Source organism: Erythrobacter sp. S249 (assembly GCF_057364975.1).
In genome coordinates, this window is the sequence record NZ_CP200287.1 from 32776 (window position 1) to 50175 (window position 17400).

Sequence of the window (17400 nt, forward strand, 5' to 3'; positions counted from 1 at the left end):
CAGCGCTCAGCGATCCCGCTGCGCCCACACCGCATTATTTCGACAGGTCCACATCCGATGTTTAACGCAATCGCCAAATCACTGTTTGGCTCTTCCAACGATCGCTACGTCAAATCCGTTCGCAAGGTCGTTGATCAGATCAACGCATTAGAAGAGCAAATTCAGGCGCTTTCTGACGAAGAATTGAAGGCGCAGACGGACAAATTCCGCGAACAATTGGACGGCGGCAAAACGCTGGATGAGATCCTGCCAGAGGCGTTTGCGACCGTGCGTGAGGCATCGGTGCGCGTGTTCGGCATGCGCCATTTTGACGTGCAGATGATCGGCGGCATCGTGCTGCACCGCGGCGAGATAGCGGAAATGCGCACGGGTGAGGGTAAGACCTTGATGGCGACGCTGGCGACCTATCTCAACGCGATTGAGGGCAAGGGCGTGCACGTTGTGACCGTCAATGATTACCTCGCGGCGCGTGATGCGGAATGGATGGGGCAGCTGTACAATTGGCTCGGCCTGAGCGTCGGCGTCGTCGTGCCCAATATCGACGAATATGCCCGCCGCGATGCCTATAATGCCGACGTCACCTACGGCACGAACAACGAATTCGGCTTTGACTATCTGCGCGACAATATGAAGCATGAGCGCGGACAGATGGTGCAGCGCCCGTTTAATTTCGGCATTGTCGATGAGGTCGATTCCATCCTGATCGACGAGGCGCGGACCCCGCTGATCATCTCCGGCCCAACCGAGGATAAGTCTGACCTCTACGTCTCGCTCGACGCGGTGGTGAAGGAAATCCCGGAAGACTGGTACGAGAAGGACGAGAAGACCAAGCAGATCCAGCTGACCGAGGACGGCCTCGACAAGGTGGAGCAAATGCTGATCGAGAAGGGCTTGCTCGAAACAGAGAACCTGTACGACGTTGAGAACACGCAAGTGGTCCACCACTTGGATCAGGCGCTGAAAGCCGTGCACATGTTTAAGCGCGATACCGATTACATCGTCAAAGACGACAAGGTCGTGATCATCGATGAGTTCACCGGCCGGATGATGGACGGGCGGCGCTGGTCAAACGGTCTGCACCAGGCGGCTGAGGCCAAGGAAGGCGTGAAGATCGAGCCAGAGAACCAGACCATGGCCTCGATCACATTCCAGAACTATTTCCGCATGTATCCCAAGCTGTCCGGCATGACTGGTACGGCGGCCACAGAAGCGGCGGAATTCTGGGACATCTACAAAATGAACACGGTCGAGATCCCGACCAATGTTCCGGTCCAACGGATCGATGAAGAAGACGAGTTTTACAAGAACACGATGGACAAATTTCAAGCGATTGCGAAAGCCATCGCTGAGAAAGCCGAGATCGGTCAGCCGGTGCTGGTCGGCACGGTTTCCATTGAGAAGTCTGAATTGCTGAGCAAATTCCTCGATGAGGAAGGCGTGAAGCACGAGGTTCTAAACGCACGCCAGCACGAGCGCGAGGCGCATATCGTGGCGCAGGCGGGCCGTCTTGGCGCGGTGACCATCGCCACCAATATGGCGGGCCGCGGCACCGATATTCAGCTCGGCGGCAATTTGGAATACCGGCTCGAGGATGAGCTTAAAGACATCGCGAAAGACGACCCCAAATACGCACTGGAAGCGGACCGGATCAAAGCGGAAGTGGCCGAGGAACGGGCCAAGGTCTTGGAGGCCGGCGGTCTTTTCGTCCTTGGCACAGAGCGGCACGAGAGCCGCCGGATCGATAACCAACTGCGCGGCCGCTCTGGCCGTCAGGGTGACCCCGGCCTCTCGCGCTTCTACCTCTGCCTGGAAGACGATCTGCTGCGCATCTTTGGCCCAGACACTTTGTTCTCCAAGATGATGAATTCAAACCTCGAAGATGGCGAGGCGATTGGGTCAAAATGGCTATCCAAGGCCATTGAAACAGCTCAGAAAAAGGTCGAGGCGCGCAATTACGATGTGCGTAAACAGGTCGTCCAATATGATGACGTGATGAACGACCAACGTAAGGTTATTTACGAGCAGCGCTCTGAAATCATGGATTCAGAGACAGTCGACGATGTCGTCGTCGATATGCGCCACGATACGGTGAATTCGCTGGTCAGCGATGCGTGCCCTCCCGGCTCTTATCCAGAGCAGTGGGATATCGAAACGCTGAAGACGAAGCTGCAAGACGTGTTCGGCATCACGCCTCCATTGGATGATTGGATGGAGGAAGAGCAGGTCGAGCCGGAGCTGATCGAAGAGCGCGTGCGCGAGCAGACCGATGAAATGATCACGGCCAAGATGTCGGAAAGCGATCCGGACCTGTGGCGCGTGGTTGAAAAGGATGTGCTGCTGCGTCAGCTTGACTTCCACTGGAAAGAACACCTCGCCACGCTCGACGCGCTGCGCCAGGTGATCTGGATGCGCGGGATCGCGCAGAAACAGCCGATCAATGAGTATAAGCAAGAGGCGTTCGGCCTCTTTGAAACCATGCTCGATACCCTGCGTGAGGAAGTAACCAAGATCCTGTTCCAGGCGGAACTCCGCATGGCGCCGCCAGAGGCGGAGGCGCTGCCTGATCTGCCAGATTTCCTAACCGGCCATATCGATCCGCTGACCGGGCTCGACAACTCAGCTGATGGCGACGGTTCGGCAGAGCGACCGGAAATGTTCGGCTCGCTCGCTGGTTCGCCGCGCGCGGCATCCGGGCCGGGTGGTTCGAATGCAGACAACCCCTATGCGAACCTCAACGTCAGCCGCAATGCGCCGTGCCCATGCGGGTCTGGCAACAAGTACAAGCATTGCCACGGCGCAGCGGGCGGCAAAAGCGCGGCGTAAACGTATGGCTGGGGGCAGCGCGCGTGACGTCATGACGTCAGCGGCTGCTCGCCCAAATTTTGATGCGAGCCATCGGAGCGTGCGAGCATGATGCTGGGCGCGGTTCCGGTGCTGCTCGCCGCGGCGTTCTTTGTCACGGCGCTGCTCTATGCGGCGGTCGGGTTTGGCGGCGGCTCAACCTATGCCGCTTTGCTGGCGATTTCGGGGCTGGATTACCGGCTGCTGCCGTTGGTGGTGCTGGCGTGCAATATCATCGTGGTGGCGGGCGGCAGCGTGCGCTTTGCGCGGGCGAAGATAACCCCGTGGCGCAGCGCGATTGTGATGACCGCTCTGGCCGCACCAGCAGCCTTGCTGGGCGGTCTCACCCCGATTGACCGCGAGACCTTCATGCTGCTGCTCGGCATCAGCCTGGTGCTGACCGGGATCACCATGCTTATCCCGCTGAGGGAAAAGGCGGCGGGGGCAGGGGAGCTGGGCGAGCCGACGCGCTTCGCAAAAGCAATGCCGTTCATCGCCGCGCCGCTCGGCTATCTCGCCGGGCTGGTCGGCATTGGCGGAGGAATATTTCTCGCACCGCTGCTGCACCTCACCCGATGGAAAAACCCACGCGCCATCGCCGCGACCGCCAGTTTCTTCATTCTGATCAATTCCCTGTTCGGCCTCGCGGGCCAGCTGCTGAAACAAGGCCCCGCTGCATTCGGAGGCGCTGTCGGCGCCGCTCTACCACTGCTGCTCGCCGTCGCCATTGGCGGACAAATCGGCAGCTTGATGGCGGTGAAGTTCCTACCGCAGCGCGTGATCCGCTGGCTTACGGCTGCGCTGGTTATGGTGGTGGGTGTGAGGCTTTTGGTTGGGCTTTAGTGAAACGCAAAAAAGTGGGTTTTGAGCGCCCATACTGTTGCAATTCAACTTGGAATTCCCATGTTACAAACACTACATAGTCGAAGCGTGTTTGGGGTCACCTCCTAAGACAAATACCGGTGAAAAACCCCACTCGCTGGCCTAACGCACTTTCTCGGCTACAATAAGGGACCGGTGCGAGATAGAGGAGTATACACCATGGTGTTTCTCGCTATCGAAGCCAGCAAGCCATGTGGTGCTAAATACCGCTTGGCCTTCGGGTGCAATTTGCTTCCGTTGGTTTCGTGGATAGGCGGCATTTGCAGGCTGCTATGATAGAAGGGCATCTCAGAAATGAGGTGCCCTTTTTCATATTGAAGCGATCCGATTTCCAACAATGTAAGAAAATGGCTCCCCGAGTTGGATTCGAACCAACGACCAAGTGATTAACAGTCACCTACTCTACCGCTGAGCTATCGGGGAGCAGCCCGATAGGCGAAGAGGCCCTATATGGGCGCGTGCTCGGCAATGCAAGAGAGATTGATGGTGTTTTTGCGATTTTACCTCGGGCACATTCGAGCTGGATATGCTCATCGTCTGTGGCTTGGCGGCGGGGTACGGCGGTGAAGCTGCCGCAAGGGCGGTTTTCTGCATTCAGTGCCAGGCCACCCGCCCCCTCCACCCTTCCACCCGGATGGTATCCCGGTAGGCTCCGGGTGGAAGGGTGGAAGGCGCGGGTGGCTAGGTCACCGCAAAACTAAAGCGCAAATTGCTCCGCTACGATCCTTTCATCCAGCGAATGGCCCGGATCAAACAGCAGGGTGAGCTCCGTCTCGCGCTCAATCTTTAGCGTCACATCGGCAATATCGCGCAGTTCGCGCTGGTCGGCCACGGCGGACACGGGGCGCTTTTGCGGCTCCAGAATGCGGAACTTCACGGGCAGATGGTCGGGCAAGATCGCTCCGTTCCAGCGGCGCGGGCGAAACGGGCTGATCGGGGTGAGGGCGAGTAGCTCGCTGCCCAGCGGCAGGATCGGGCCATTGGCCGAGAGGTTATAGGCGGTCGAACCCGCAGGCGTGGACAGCAGCACGCCATCGCACACCAGCTCCTTAATTCGCACCCGGCCGTTCACCGAAACCTCAATCTTGGCGGTTTGGCGCATCTCGCGCAGCAGCGAGACTTCGTTGATGGCGAGGAAGGTGTGCTCGCTGCCGTCTTGCGTTACCGCATCCATGCGCAGCGGCGCGATCTTGAAAGGCCGCGCGCGCTGTACCCGGCGCATCACATTGCCGCCGTCGCGGTATTTGTTCATCATAAACCCGACCGTGCCCAGGTTCATGCCGTAAGCCGGGATCACGCGGCCAGCGTCCAGCATGGCGTGCAAAGTTTGCAGCATAAAGCCATCGCCGCCCAAGACGATCGCAACATCGGCACTCTCCAGCGGCACCCAGTCGTGTTCGTCCTTGAGCGCATTATAGGCGGCCTGAGCGCGTTCGGTCTCTGAGGCAAGCAGTGCAACGCGCTCAAACTCGTGTCTTTTTGGCAAGCTTTCAGTCCTTAAATTCGCAGCCGTACCTGCGGCTATCCACAGCGGCGCGCTAGTCACTTGTCCTGATGTTCCAAATCTGGGCGGATTGCAATTGGCATGCGCGGCTTGCTCAGTTTACAGTAAGCGACAACGATGGACTCAAAACGGCCTTCTTTGCGCGGTGCGCCCTCAGTGTCTGCGCGCGGTGCCCTGCCCGGGGTAAAGCCGGGTATGCTGGAGGCGGACCTGCTGCGCGCGCTGGATCGGCGCGAGATTGAGGTGCTGTTTCAGCCGCAATTTGCCTGCTCTGATGGGGCGATTGTGGGGGCGGAGGCTTTGGCGCGGTGGCAGCATCCCAGCCTTGGCGAGATTGGCGCGCGGGATTTGTTCGCGATTGCAGAACGTGCCGCGTTGGTTGCGCCGCTCTCTCGCCATGTGGTGGCGCGGGCGCTGGAGGATGCGAGCGAGTGGCCGAAGAACCTGCATCTTTCGCTCAATATCACGCCGGAGGAATTGGGAGATCCGCGCTTTTCGGCTGATTTTGCGGAGCTGATTGGGCGCAGTTCAATTGCGCCGGCTCGGCTCGTGCTGGAGATCACAGAAGACGTGCTGCTGCGCAATTTGCAGCAAGCAGCCGAGGCGCTCAGCGCGTTGCGCGCGCTCGGCTTTAAAACGGCGCTCGATGATTTCGGTGCGGGTTTTTGCAACTTTCGCTATTTGAAAGAGCTGCCGCTCGATGCGCTAAAGCTCGACAAGGTGATGGTCGAAGGCATCCCCGGCGACGCCAAAGACCTTGCAGTGTTCCGCGCGATTGTTGGCCTGGGCCGCGCGCTCGGTCTTGCTGTGGTCGCCGAAGGGATCGAAAGCGAGATCCAGCGCGCAACCGTGATCAGCGAAGGCTGCAATTACTGGCAGGGCTTCCTACGCGCGCAGCCCATGCGGAGTGACAAGATGCTGGGGATGGCGAAGGGCGCGCGGGGGTAGGGTCACGGATAGGCAAGCTGTCCAGACTTTTAAAAGTCACCTACATCGCATTGCAGGCATGTAATTCCTCTTCGCCGCCACATATCGACCACCTGTTGGCGGTCATCGACCGTGAACTGGATCGCGCATCCCTCGGCTAACAGACTATCGAGAATCTCTTCTTTGATGATGTGATCAGCCCTGTGGTCACGGTCAGCGCGCATGAGCATTCGCCCGAAAGGAATCTCGTTCCATGAGAGCCACTGTTCAGTCAGTTTTCTAAAGCGTTCGTTCCGTCCGGTGACTAAGATGAGCTGAAAGCTCCCCGAGTTCCACAGCGTTTTATACAAGGATACGACAGGCTCGTTCGGAGTATCATCGCCCATTGCGGCGTTGAAGGCCTTCCAATCGGGATGGGCTTGCTCAAGGAAGCGGCGACGGTGGGCGATGTCAGCCAGCGTTCCGTCAATGTCGAACAGGACGGTCTTGTGCGTGGTTTTGGAGCTATCGCTTATCATTTCGACCCCGCTTTTGCGGCCTTCTTCACCACACCAGACAGACCCTTGGTCAGTTGGAACAGACCGTTGAGGCGGCTTCGCGGGTCGGCCCAGGCGCGGTTGATCACCAGCTTCATATCAGGGCGCAATTTGGCGGTGCCAGCCAAGCGGTCGACATAGGCGAGCAGCCCCGCTGGATCGGGGAAATTGTCCTCGTGGAAGGTCACCAGAGTGCCGCGCGCGCCGACATCGATCTTGGCGATATTGGCCTCGATTGCCTGGTGTTTGATCTCGATCAGGCGGACCAGGTTTTTGGTCGGATCGGGTAGGTCGCCAAAGCGGTCGATCATCTCCGCCGCCATGCTTTCGATCTCAGCCTTGTCAGCCGCTTGGTTGAGGCGGCGATAAAGCGCCATGCGCACGGCCAGATCGGGGACGTAATCCTCTGGAATCATGATCGGCGCATCGACTGTAATTTGCGGAGAGAGTGCGCTGCGTTCGCTCGTCAGGCCCGCTTCGCCAGCCTTCGCGGCCAGGATCGCATCCTCCAGCATGCTTTGGTAAAGCTCAAAGCCGACCTCACGGATATGGCCGGACTGCTCATCGCCCAAGAGATTGCCCGCGCCGCGAATGTCGAGATCGTGACTGGCCAGTTGGAAGCCCGCGCCAAGCGAGTCGAGATCGCTCAAGACCTTAAGACGTTTCTCTGCAATTTCAGAGAGCTGCACATCTTTGCGGTACGTCAGATAGGCATAGGCGCGCAGTTTCGAACGGCCCACGCGGCCGCGCAATTGGTACAGCTGCGCAAGACCAAAGCGGTCCGCGCGGTGGATGATGATGGTGTTTGCGCTGGGCAGGTCGAGCCCGGATTCGACGATCGTGGTCGACAGCAGAACCTCATATTTGCCTTCGTAAAAGGCGCTCATGCGTTCTTCGATTTCGCCCGCGCTCATCTGGCCGTGCGCGGAGACGGATTTTACCTCTGGCACATGCTCGGCCAGCCATTCCTCGACATCGGCCATGTCCGAAATGCGGGGGACGACGATGAAGCTTTGCCCGCCGCGATGATGCTCGCGCAGCAAGGCCTCGCGCATCACCATATCGTCCCACTCCATCACATAGGTGCGCACCGCCAAGCGGTCGACGGGAGGGGTCTGGATGGTGGAGAGTTCGCGCAGACCCGCCATCGCCATTTGCAGCGTGCGCGGGATCGGTGTCGCGGTGAGCGTGAGCATGTGCACGTCGGAGCGGAGCTGTTTCAGCTTCTCCTTGTGGGTGACGCCAAAGCGCTGCTCCTCATCGACGATGACCAGCCCCAAATTCTTGAAATTGGTCGATTTGGACAGGATCGCATGGGTGCCGATGACAATGTCGATATCGCCGCTGGCCAGGCCGTCGCGGGTGTCTGACATCTCTTTTGACGAAACGAGGCGAGAGAGCCGGCCCACATTGAGCGGAAAGCCGGCAAAGCGCTCTGAGAAGTTCTGATAGTGCTGGCGGGCGAGCAGGGTGGTGGGCGCCACGACAGCGACTTGCTGTCCGTTCATGGCCGCAACAAATGCGGCGCGCAGGGCAACCTCTGTTTTGCCAAAGCCAACGTCGCCGCAGACCAGACGGTCCATCGGGCGACCGCTTTCCAGATCGCGCAGCACATCAGCGATGGCCGCGTCCTGATCGTCGGTTTCTTCCCAAGGGAAGCGGTCAACGAATTGGTTGTAGCTGGCCTCGTCTGCGGCCAGCGAAGGCGCTTTTTTGAGCGCGCGCTCGGCGGCGACTTTCATCAGCTCACCGGCGATCTCGCGAATGCGCTCTTTTAGGTTTGAGCGCCGCCGCTGCCATGCTTCCCCGCCCAGCTTATCGAGCATGACGGCATCTTCGGAAGAGCCGTAGCGCGAGAGCACATCAATGTTCTCAACCGGGATGAAAAGCTTGTCACCGCCGCGATATTCCAGGCTGACGCAATCGTGCTGGCTCTTGCCAACGGGGACAGGGTCGAGGCCGAGATATTTGCCGATCCCGTGCTCAACGTGGACGACCAGATCGCCGCGACCCAGCGCTTGCAGTTCGGCGAGGAAGGCATCGGAATCCTTGCGCTTTTTCTTGCGCCGGACCAGCCGATCACCCAGCACATCTTGCTCGGTGAGGACTTCCATTTGCTCGTTGGAAAATCCGGTGTCGAGCGGCAGGACCATTGCCACAACGCCGCCTTTGACCGATGCGCCTAGCGCCTCTTGCCAACTGTCGGCGACCTGCGTTTTGACGCCCGCTTCGGACAGGATTGAGGTGATGCGAGAGCGACTGCCGGTGGAATAGGCGGCAAACAACGCGCGCTTACCGGATTTGGCCAGCGCAGCAAAGTGCTTCGCGCCTTCTTCATAGACATTGTCGCCGCGTGCGCGCTCTGGCGCGAAATCGCGCGCCGAGCTGAAACCGAAGTCGATGTTCGTATCGCTGTCTGGTGCGGCGAAGATCTGGCTGCGGTGCGCCGGGGCGCTGGCGATGGCGGCGTCGAATTCTTCACTGGATAGGTAGAGCGCTTCGGCCACCAGCGGACGATAACTGCCCGCCGCTTCGCCTGCGGTGCGAGTTCGCTGTTTGCAGTAATCCGCAATGTCGGAACGCCGCTCTGAGGCCGCGCCAATCGCGCCATTGTCGATCACCACAACGTCGTCTTCTGCGAGGTGGTCGAACAATGTCGTCAGGCGTTCTTCAAACAGCGGTAGCCAATGCTCCATCCCGGCAAGGCGGCGGCCATCGCTGACCGCTTCGTACAGCGGATCTTGCGTCGCGGCCGCGCCGAACATCTCGCGATAGCGGCTGCGGAACCGCGCGATGCTGTCCTCATCGATCAGCGCCTCTGAGGCGGGCAGCAGTAGATGCGATTTGAGCGTGCCGGTGGATCGCTGAGTGCTGGGATCGAACAGACGCAGGCTCTCCAGCTCATCGCCAAAGAAATCGAGCCGCAGGCCTTGCTCTAGCGAGGAGGGGAAGATGTCGACAATCGAACCGCGCACAGCAAATTCGCCGTGGTCGATCACAGTGTCCGTGCGCGAATAGCCCTGGCGGGTCAGCAGCGCGGCGAGGCTCTCATGGCCAATCGTCGTGCCTTGCTTAAACTCGCGCACGCTCTCGCGAATGCGGAACGGGGTCAGCACGCGTTGCAGCACGGCGTTGACCGTCGTGATCAGCAATTGCGAACCAGAGTTCGGATTTTGCAGCGCATGGAGCGCCGCGAGCCGCTTTGCACTGACCGATAGAGCCGGGCTGGCGCGGTCATAGGGCAGGCAATCCCAAGCCGGAAATTCGATCACTTCCACTTCGGGAGCGAAGAACTTCGCTGCATCGCTGGCAGAGCGCATCGCTGCATCATCGGGCGCGATGAACACCGCCCGCTGCCGCGCCGCACGCGCCAGATCGGCCAGCACCAAGGGCAGGCTGCCCCGCACCAGCGAGGACAAAGTGAGCGGTGCATCCGCCGCTAATATGCGCGAGAGATCAGGCATGGTGTCGGGTCAAGTCTTGGGTGAGAGGATGGTTCCAGCGCGCCAGTCAGCGGCTCATATCGACATAGTCGAGGCGCTGCATCAGCTCGATCAGCGGCCCCTGAAAACGCGGTGGTGTTGGCTGGGATTTGAGCGCCCAGGCCATCACATCGACATCGTCTTCCGCCAGCAGGTCTTCAAACCACGCCATCTCCGCCTCGCCCCAGCTTTCGTGGTAGCGATCAAAGAAACCGCCGATCATATAGTCGGCCTCACGCGTGCCGCGGTGCCAGCTGCGAAATTTGGCGCGGGCCAGGCGCGCGGGTTCAAGCGGTGAAGAATTGTCAGACATGCCGCGCGGTTAGGACAACGGGCGGGGACGCGCAAGCGGCGGTGTCTTGGCCAGCGCTGGTAAGGCGCTATAGGTCACCAGATTATGCGCCCCGAGGTTCTCAATCCCCTGTTTGTCGAAGCGACCGCGCTGGAAGGTGTCGGTCCCAAGCTGATGAAGCCGCTCGAGAAGCTGGGCCTCACGCGGGTGCGCGATCTGGCTTACCATTTGCCAGAACGGTTTGTGACACGCAGGACCGTCGATGATCTGGACGCAGTAGGCGAGGGGGAGCAGGTAATCATTCCCCTGACCCCGACAGAGCACCGCGCGCCCCGCAATCCTGGCCGCGGTCCGTACCGTGTGCTGGCGGCGGATGATGCGGGCAATATCTGCGCGCTCACCTATTTCGGACGCGCGGCCTACACCGCGAAGAAACTGCTGCCGGTCGGGGAGAAGCGTTGGATCGCGGGCAGGGTGGATCGCTATGGCGACATGCTGCAGATCGTTCATCCCGATCATGTTGAGAAAGACGCCTCAGCGCATCTCGCGCGCCTTAATGAACCGGTGTATCCGTTGTCTGAGGGGCTGACACAGCCGCGCATGGCCGGGCTGGCGGCGCAGGCGCTCGAACGCCTGCCAGAGCTCGCCGAATGGATTGAGCCGAGCCAGTTTGAGCGCGAGGGCTGGCCCGCTTGGCGCGATGCTTTGGTGCTGGCGCATAAGGATGAAAATGCCAGCGCGCGCGACCGGCTCGCCTATGATGAGCTGCTCGCAAATTCGCTCGCGCTGCTGCTGGTTCGCGCGGATGGCAGGCGGCGCAAAGGGCAACCGCTGGCGGGCGATGGCTCGCTGCGGGAGAAGCTCAATCTGCCCTTCGCGCTGACTGGCGCGCAGACCCGTTCTATTGGTGAGATTGAAGGCGATCTGGCGCAGGAAGCTCCGATGCTCCGCCTGCTGCAGGGCGATGTCGGTGCGGGTAAGACCGTGGTCGCATTGGAAGCCATGCTGATCGCGAATGAAGCGGGCAAGCAAGCGGCTCTGCTCGCGCCAACGGAAATTCTCGCGCGCCAGCATTACGAGACTTTGCGCACGATGGCCCGGCCAACCGGGGCCGAGGTCGCGCTGCTAACGGGACGGGCCAAGGGCAAGGAGCGCGAGGGCATCCTGATGGGATTGCACGATGGCTCGATTGATATTCTGGTCGGCACCCATGCGATCTTTCAGGACACGGTGGCCTATAAGGATCTGGGCCTAGTTGTGATTGATGAGCAGCACCGCTTTGGCGTGGCCCAGCGCCTGCAACTGGCCGCCAAGGGCAAGCGCGCGCCGCATACGCTCGCGATGACCGCAACGCCGATCCCGCGCACGCTCACCCTTGCGCAATATGGCGAGATGGATGTGAGCCGCTTGGATGAATTACCGCCGGGTCGGCAGGCGATTGATACTCGCGTGGTGGCGCAAGACCGGATGGAAGACGTCGTCGCTGGCGTCGCGCGCCACGTCGGGTCTGGGCAGCAGGCCTATTGGGTGTGCCCGATGGTGCGTGATAGCGAGGTGGCCGATATCGCGGCGGCCGAGGCTCGCTATGCTGCGCTGAAAGAGCGTTTTGGCGATGATGTCGTGATGGTCCACGGCCAGCTCAAGCCAGAGGAAAAGGACGCCAATATGGAGGCCTTTGCCAGCGGCCGGGCGAAACTGCTGGTCGCGACCACGGTGATCGAGGTTGGCGTCGACGTGCCCAGCTCAACCTTGATGGTGATTGAGCAGGCCGAGCGCTTTGGTTTGGCGCAATTGCACCAGCTGCGCGGACGAGTGGGAAGGGGCGCGGATAAATCGGTGTGCTTGCTGCTGCGCGGGAATGAGATGTCGGAGACTGGTCGCAAGAGGCTCGCCCTGATGCGCGAGACGCAGGACGGATTTCGCATTGCGGAGGAAGACCTAGAGCTGCGCGGCGGCGGCGAATTGCTGGGCACCCGGCAATCCGGCGATGCGGCGTTTCGGATCGCCAATCTGGAGCAGGTGCAACGCTTGCTCCCCATAGCCCATGCGGATGCGCGTATGCTGATCGACGGGGCGGAAGACAACGGCGGCTGGCAATCGAGTTCACGCGGCGAGGCTGCGCGCGAATTGCTTTATCTGTTTGAGCGCGATTGGGGCGTCCAATTGTTGAGGGGTGGCTGAAATGAAGAAACTGTGCCTTTGTGCTGCGATGTTTGGCATTCTCGCTGGTAACGCGCCGCCCCAGCCTGGGGAGGCTAATCAGCCGGTTCTTGAAGGCGTAACTGTCGAGCTCCTCCCGATAGCTAAATTGAATAATGAAGAGTTCAAGGCGATCGTTGGTACGGTCGAAGAAGTAGCTGCGAAGTTTTACGCATGGGAGATAGCGAAAACGGATGCACAGAGCGATGATCCAGTTTCCAGCTCCATTTCCGAGGGATGGGTCGATTCCAATGTCTATTTGCGTATCAACGAAGATCGATTGGATTTCTATTCTCGTGGCCCAACTCGCTACGAAAACGCCACTTTCTATTGCCGAGTGACCGTCTCCGTAGATGAGTTTTCGTCTGTATTTCCGGAAGCCTATCCCAAGTGGTTTGTCGACCTTCGCAAATGTGCGCCACAGAGCAATATACTCCTCGGTCTATTTAGGCGCAACGTCATCAACCGAGGTAAGCCTTCGGCTACTAAGCGCTTTCAGCTAGATAACGGCCGAGCTGTTAGTGTAAGTTATATGAAGCCGAACAGAGGTGGTGGTCTTCTCCCACTACCTGGTGAAGTTAAATTGCGGATGCTGCACACTCTGCCTGCGCGTCGGGATCAGATAAACAAAAGTGCCTATCGGTACGCAGTAGCGCATTTTGAAGATGGGGTTTTCGCTCTTTTGGCTGAATTCCCGAGATATGGTTCTTCTAACGGTGGGTGTGTGATCTCCGACAAACACGGAACGTTCCCAAGGCGGGAATGGATCACTGAAGAAGTTCGTGAATGGTGCGTTGAACGTGCTGGTGAGTATGAGAGCAGCTTGCCTAAGCAGCCTATACCACTGCCTGCTCCTGCTAAGAAGGCGCAGTCCTAACGGCTCAGCATTATGACCAGCGCATCTGCCGCAGCTGCGACATCCTCCCAAGTTTCATCAAACTGGTCTTCGCCATCATAGTAAGGATCCGCTATCGCTGCGCCTTCGCGGCCCGGCACGGCGTCCATCAGCAGTGACACCTGCGCACTCGCATCGGCGGGCCGCATGGCCTCGATATTGCGCAAATTCTGGTGATCCATCGCAAAGATATGGGTGAAGCGGGTGAAGTCCTCCGCCGCCAATTGCCGACCACGCAGGCCTGAGATATCGATCCCATGGGCCGCTGCGGTCTCAACCGAGCGAGGGTCGGGCGGCGCGCCGACATGATAGGCCCCTGTGCCGCAGCTATCGATCTCCACGTTCAGCCCCGCTCTGTCCGCAGCGGCGCGCATCGCGCCCTCGGCCAAGGGGGAGCGGCAAATATTGCCCAAGCAGACGAACAGAAGCGCGGGTTTTTGCATCGCTAAGTCTTACTGGACCACGCCCCGCTCAAGCAATATGCAATGCGCGAAACAGGAGAGAATTTCATGCGTTCCATGATCGCCGCTTTTGCCCTCGCTGCAACCTCGCTGAGTGCGCCTGCCTATGCGGGCCCGAAAGAGGATTATGAGGCGCTGCGCGAGGAAGTGTGGCAGGCGGTGCTCGATAGCAATCCTCAACTGGCCACCAGCGTTGGCGATCGGCGCGGCGATGGGAAGCTCGGTGATCTCTCGCTTGCAGAATATGACCGCGCGAATATTGAAGCGGAGGGCTTTCTCGCCCGGCTGTACCAGATCAATGCCGATGATTTGCCGCAGGATTTGCAGATCGATTACGCAGTTTTGCGGCGCAGCATTCGCGACCAGCTGACAGGCGCTCAGTTTGATCACACCCGCTATCAGATATTCACCAATCGCGGCGGCTGGTTCTCCGGCTTTGCCTCATTGCCCAACCGTTCGCCGCTATTCACACTGGCCGACTACGAAAGCTATATTGGCCGGTTGGAGGGCTATGCCCAGGTCAATGCCGATGGCATCGCCCGCAGCCGCGAGGCCATTGCGCGCGGGCTGACCCATGCTTGCGAGCCGATGCAGGGATTGGAAGATCGCATCGCTCGCCAAATCGTGGATGACCAGGAACAATCGCCGTTCTGGAAGCCGTTTGCAGGCGACAAGCCAGCCGCAATTTCGGACGCAGACTGGGAGAACCTGAAGGATCGCGCCAGCGTCGCATTGGAAGAAGCGGTCTTCCCGTCCTATCGCGATTTCCTGAACTTCTACACCGAGGAATATGCGCCCAATTGCCGCACGGGCACACCCGGCGTGCTCGCGACGCCGGGGGGCAAGGAATATTACGACTACCGGGTGAAGAGCTTCACCACGACCGATATGACGGCGGACGAGGTGCACGATCTTGGCCTATCAGAGGTCGCGCGGATCCGCGCTGAAATGGTCGAGGTCGCGAAGCAAGCGGGCTTTGACACGCGCGAGGCCTTCGTTGAGCACCTGCGCACCGATCCGCAATATTACATGACCGATGCGGACGAATATCTTGCCTACACTCAAGCACTGGCCAAGCACATTGATGGGTTCATGCCGAAGCTGTTCGGCCGCCTGCCGCGCAATCCCTATACGGTCTCGCCAATCCCCGCTGCCCAAGCGCCCGGGAATACGACGGCCTATTATGAGCCCGGTTCATTGAAGACGGGCCAGGCGGGCATTTACCGGCTCAACACGACAGAGCTGGACCAGCGCCCCTTGTGGGAGCTGCCCGCGCTGGGCGTGCACGAGGCGGTGCCGGGGCATCACCACCAAATTTCTCTGCAGCAGGAATTGGACATCCACCCGCTGCGCGCGAATGGCACCTATTTCACCGCCTTCGTGGAGGGGTGGGGACTTTATTCAGAGCGGCTTGGGATCGAGATGGGGCTGTATGATACGCCCGCAAAGGAAATGGGTCGGCTCAGCTATGAGATGTGGCGCGCGACCCGTCTGGTGGTCGATACCGGCATTCATTCAAAGGGTTGGTCGAAGAGCCAAGCCGTGGATTACATGCGGGACAACACTGCGCTCTCGCCTGCCAATATCGATGCGGAGGTCAATCGCTACATCACCTGGCCGGGACAGGCGCTGGCGTACAAAGTTGGTGAGTTAACGATCCGCCGACTGCGCGAGCGGGCGGAAGAGAAGCTGGGGGCAGAATTCGACCTTCGCGCCTTCCATGACACCGTGCTGGAGAATGGCTCGATACCATTATCTGTGCTTCAAACGCATGTGGAGCTTTGGCTTCAGAACGAGCAAATTCGCATCAATCGGGAACGTCGTGCAGCGGAAGTCGCAGCAGAAGCGGAGCAAGGTGGCGCAGATTAAGCCGCCTTTGCGGGCAGCGGATCGGTGCTCGCCAGCACTTCCTCGCTGATCCTGCGGATGTTTACCTGCGCCTTCAGGCGCGCGCCGAGCAGCGCGGTGCCGCTCACCTTGCGCTGAACGAATAGGGTTTCAACCGGCGGAAAGGCCCAGGTGTCCTTGTCCTGCGCGATTTGCATGCCTTCATCGCGCAGCAGTGGGACAAACGCGCGGTCGCCAAAGTCGAACGGCGCATCCTCGCGCATTTCATTCACGACAATGTCGATCATCTTGTCGACTCGCTCACCGTGTTTCTCGACCACGATCGGCAGCATAAATCCGGCGGCGATCGTTTCTTCGCGCACTTTATCCTTGTCGCCCGCCAGACCCGCTTCGAGTAAGCGGCGGTAGGCATTGCCGACATCGGGATCCACATCGCGGCACGCGCCAAAGTCGAGCAGCACGATCTCGCCCGTCTCCTTGCGATAGCGGAAATTGGCGAAATTCGGATCGGTTTGCATCACGCCAAATTCAAACAGCTCGCGCGCGACAAGGCGCATCAGGCGGCCCATCACTTCATCGCGGCGTTCATCCGTTTCGTTCTCCAGCTCTTCGATGGAGCTGCCTTCTTCAAAGCTCATGGCTAGAATGCGATCCCGGGTCAGCTCTTTATGCAGGCGCGGGACGACGAAGCCTTCCTCTCCGGCCAAGCGCTCTCGGTACATCTCCATCTGTGCGCCTTCGCGGTGGTAGTCCGCTTCTTCGTGCAGCTGTTTCTTGGCCTCGGCCAGCAGAGCATCAATCTCCAGCTCTGGCGGGGCAAAGCCGGATACGCGCAGCAGGGTCATCACATTGTCGACGTCGCTGTCGATGCTGTCGGCGATGCCGGGATATTGCACCTTAATCGCAAGCTCTTGACCATCGCGGGTCAGCGCCTTGTGCACCTGGCCAATGCTGGCGGCGGCGATGGGGCGCGGGTTGAACCAGCGGAACTGCTTGCGCCAGTCCGGGCCCCATTCCTGTTTCAGCACGCTGTCGAGCTGCTTTGCAGGCATGAAATTGGCCTGATCGCGTAAGGTGGCGAGGATTTTCGCGAGCTCCGGCGGCAGGAAGTCGCCCGAATCCATGCTGATCATCTGCCCCATCTTCATCGCCGCGCCGCGCAAGTGGGATAGGCGGTCGGTCATGCGCTGGACATTGCCGGGGGTCAGGACGAGATCGCGCGCATTGATGCCTTCGCCGCGAGCCAGCCTGCGTGCCCCCTCGGCCATCATACCGCCAGCTACGCCGGAGGCCAGCCTGCCGAAGGTGGCCAGCCTAGACACCCGGCCCGATGGCACTGCCCGCTGGCGCGCCCTGTCTTCCCGGCTGTCAGCGGGGCGGCTGTTTTCGTCGAAAGTGTCGTCGCTGCTCAATGTCTATCCGATCAAATGGCGCGGGGGTATCCGCGCGGTTACCCGACAAAACGGTTCGGCCCTCGCAGCGTTCCTAGTCTTATGCAATCGCTGTGCAAACAGGCGCTGCGCAGTGATGAGC

12 protein-coding genes and 1 tRNA gene are annotated in these 17400 nt (G+C 59.9%); 6 read left to right on the forward strand and 7 right to left on the reverse strand.

Annotation, left to right across the window (positions count from 1 at the left end; all coding sequences use genetic code 11):
* The first annotated feature begins 57 nt into the window (after positions 1 to 57).
* Both secA and AC0V6V_RS00155 read left to right on the forward strand, forming a co-directional pair.
* Entirely contained in the window at positions 58 to 2823 is a 2766-nt protein-coding gene (secA, locus tag AC0V6V_RS00150) for a preprotein translocase subunit SecA (RefSeq protein ID WP_486166006.1), read from the forward strand.
* A gap of 90 nt (positions 2824 to 2913) precedes the next feature.
* Positions 2914 to 3684 carry a sulfite exporter TauE/SafE family protein gene (locus tag AC0V6V_RS00155; protein ID WP_486166115.1) on the forward strand — a complete coding sequence of 257 codons (771 nt, stop codon included), beginning with the start codon at positions 2914 to 2916 and terminating at the stop codon, positions 3682 to 3684.
* A gap of 387 nt (positions 3685 to 4071) precedes the next feature.
* Here the strand turns inward: AC0V6V_RS00155 and AC0V6V_RS00160 are convergent.
* Together AC0V6V_RS00160 and AC0V6V_RS00165 are read right to left on the reverse strand one after the other, a co-directional pair.
* Positions 4072 to 4146: transfer RNA gene (locus tag AC0V6V_RS00160), tRNA-Asn, on the reverse strand.
* 274 nt (positions 4147 to 4420) lie between these two features.
* Complete coding sequence (locus tag AC0V6V_RS00165; RefSeq protein WP_486166007.1) at positions 4421 to 5209, reverse strand: NAD kinase; 789 nt, start codon at positions 5207 to 5209, stop codon at positions 4421 to 4423.
* Positions 5210 to 5344: 135 nt separating this feature from the next.
* On the opposite strand from AC0V6V_RS00165, the gene AC0V6V_RS00170 reads away from it, so the two are divergent.
* Entirely contained in the window at positions 5345 to 6175 is an 831-nt protein-coding gene (locus AC0V6V_RS00170; RefSeq protein WP_486166008.1) for an EAL domain-containing protein, read from the forward strand.
* 29 nt (positions 6176 to 6204) lie between these two features.
* Here AC0V6V_RS00170 and AC0V6V_RS00175 read toward each other — a convergent pair whose 3' ends face one another.
* From AC0V6V_RS00175 to AC0V6V_RS00185, 3 genes are read right to left on the reverse strand one after another with little or no spacing between them, the layout of a single operon-like run.
* The gene (locus AC0V6V_RS00175) at positions 6205 to 6672 is read right to left on the reverse strand and encodes a phosphatase domain-containing protein (protein ID WP_486166009.1); all 468 of its coding nucleotides are present in this window, start codon (positions 6670 to 6672) and stop codon (positions 6205 to 6207) included.
* On the reverse strand, positions 6669 to 10154 hold the full coding sequence (gene mfd, locus AC0V6V_RS00180) for a transcription-repair coupling factor (RefSeq protein ID WP_486166118.1): 3486 nt from the start codon (positions 10152 to 10154) through the stop codon (positions 6669 to 6671). The genes AC0V6V_RS00175 and mfd overlap by 4 nt, the downstream gene beginning before the upstream one ends.
* Positions 10155 to 10200: 46 nt before the next feature.
* On the reverse strand, positions 10201 to 10485 hold the full coding sequence (locus AC0V6V_RS00185) for an FAD assembly factor SdhE (protein ID WP_486166011.1): 285 nt from the start codon (positions 10483 to 10485) through the stop codon (positions 10201 to 10203).
* An 84-nt stretch (positions 10486 to 10569) separates the two neighbouring features.
* On the opposite strand from AC0V6V_RS00185, the gene recG reads away from it, so the two are divergent.
* Positions 10570 to 12645: an ATP-dependent DNA helicase RecG gene (recG, locus tag AC0V6V_RS00190; protein WP_486166012.1), complete on the forward strand. Its 2076-nt coding sequence runs from the start codon at positions 10570 to 10572 to the stop codon at positions 12643 to 12645.
* Position 12646: 1 nt separating this feature from the next.
* Positions 12647 to 13540, forward strand: coding sequence for a hypothetical protein (locus tag AC0V6V_RS00195; RefSeq protein WP_486166119.1), 894 nt, complete (start codon positions 12647 to 12649; stop codon positions 13538 to 13540).
* Here the strand turns inward: AC0V6V_RS00195 and AC0V6V_RS00200 are convergent.
* Positions 13537 to 14001: a low molecular weight protein-tyrosine-phosphatase gene (locus tag AC0V6V_RS00200; RefSeq protein ID WP_486166014.1), complete on the reverse strand. Its 465-nt coding sequence runs from the start codon at positions 13999 to 14001 to the stop codon at positions 13537 to 13539. The two genes, AC0V6V_RS00195 and AC0V6V_RS00200, sit on opposite strands and share 4 nt — an antisense overlap.
* Positions 14002 to 14043: 42 nt before the next feature.
* Here AC0V6V_RS00200 and AC0V6V_RS00205 point away from each other — a divergent pair, with 42 nt between their 5' ends.
* Complete coding sequence (locus AC0V6V_RS00205; RefSeq protein ID WP_486166120.1) at positions 14044 to 15888, forward strand: DUF885 domain-containing protein; 1845 nt, start codon at positions 14044 to 14046, stop codon at positions 15886 to 15888.
* On the opposite strand, the gene AC0V6V_RS00210 is transcribed toward AC0V6V_RS00205, so the two are convergent.
* Positions 15885 to 17279, reverse strand: a complete 1395-nt coding sequence (locus tag AC0V6V_RS00210; protein WP_486166121.1) for an ABC1 kinase family protein — start codon at positions 17277 to 17279, stop codon at positions 15885 to 15887. The two genes, AC0V6V_RS00205 and AC0V6V_RS00210, sit on opposite strands and share 4 nt — an antisense overlap.
* Positions 17280 to 17400 lie beyond the last annotated feature (121 nt).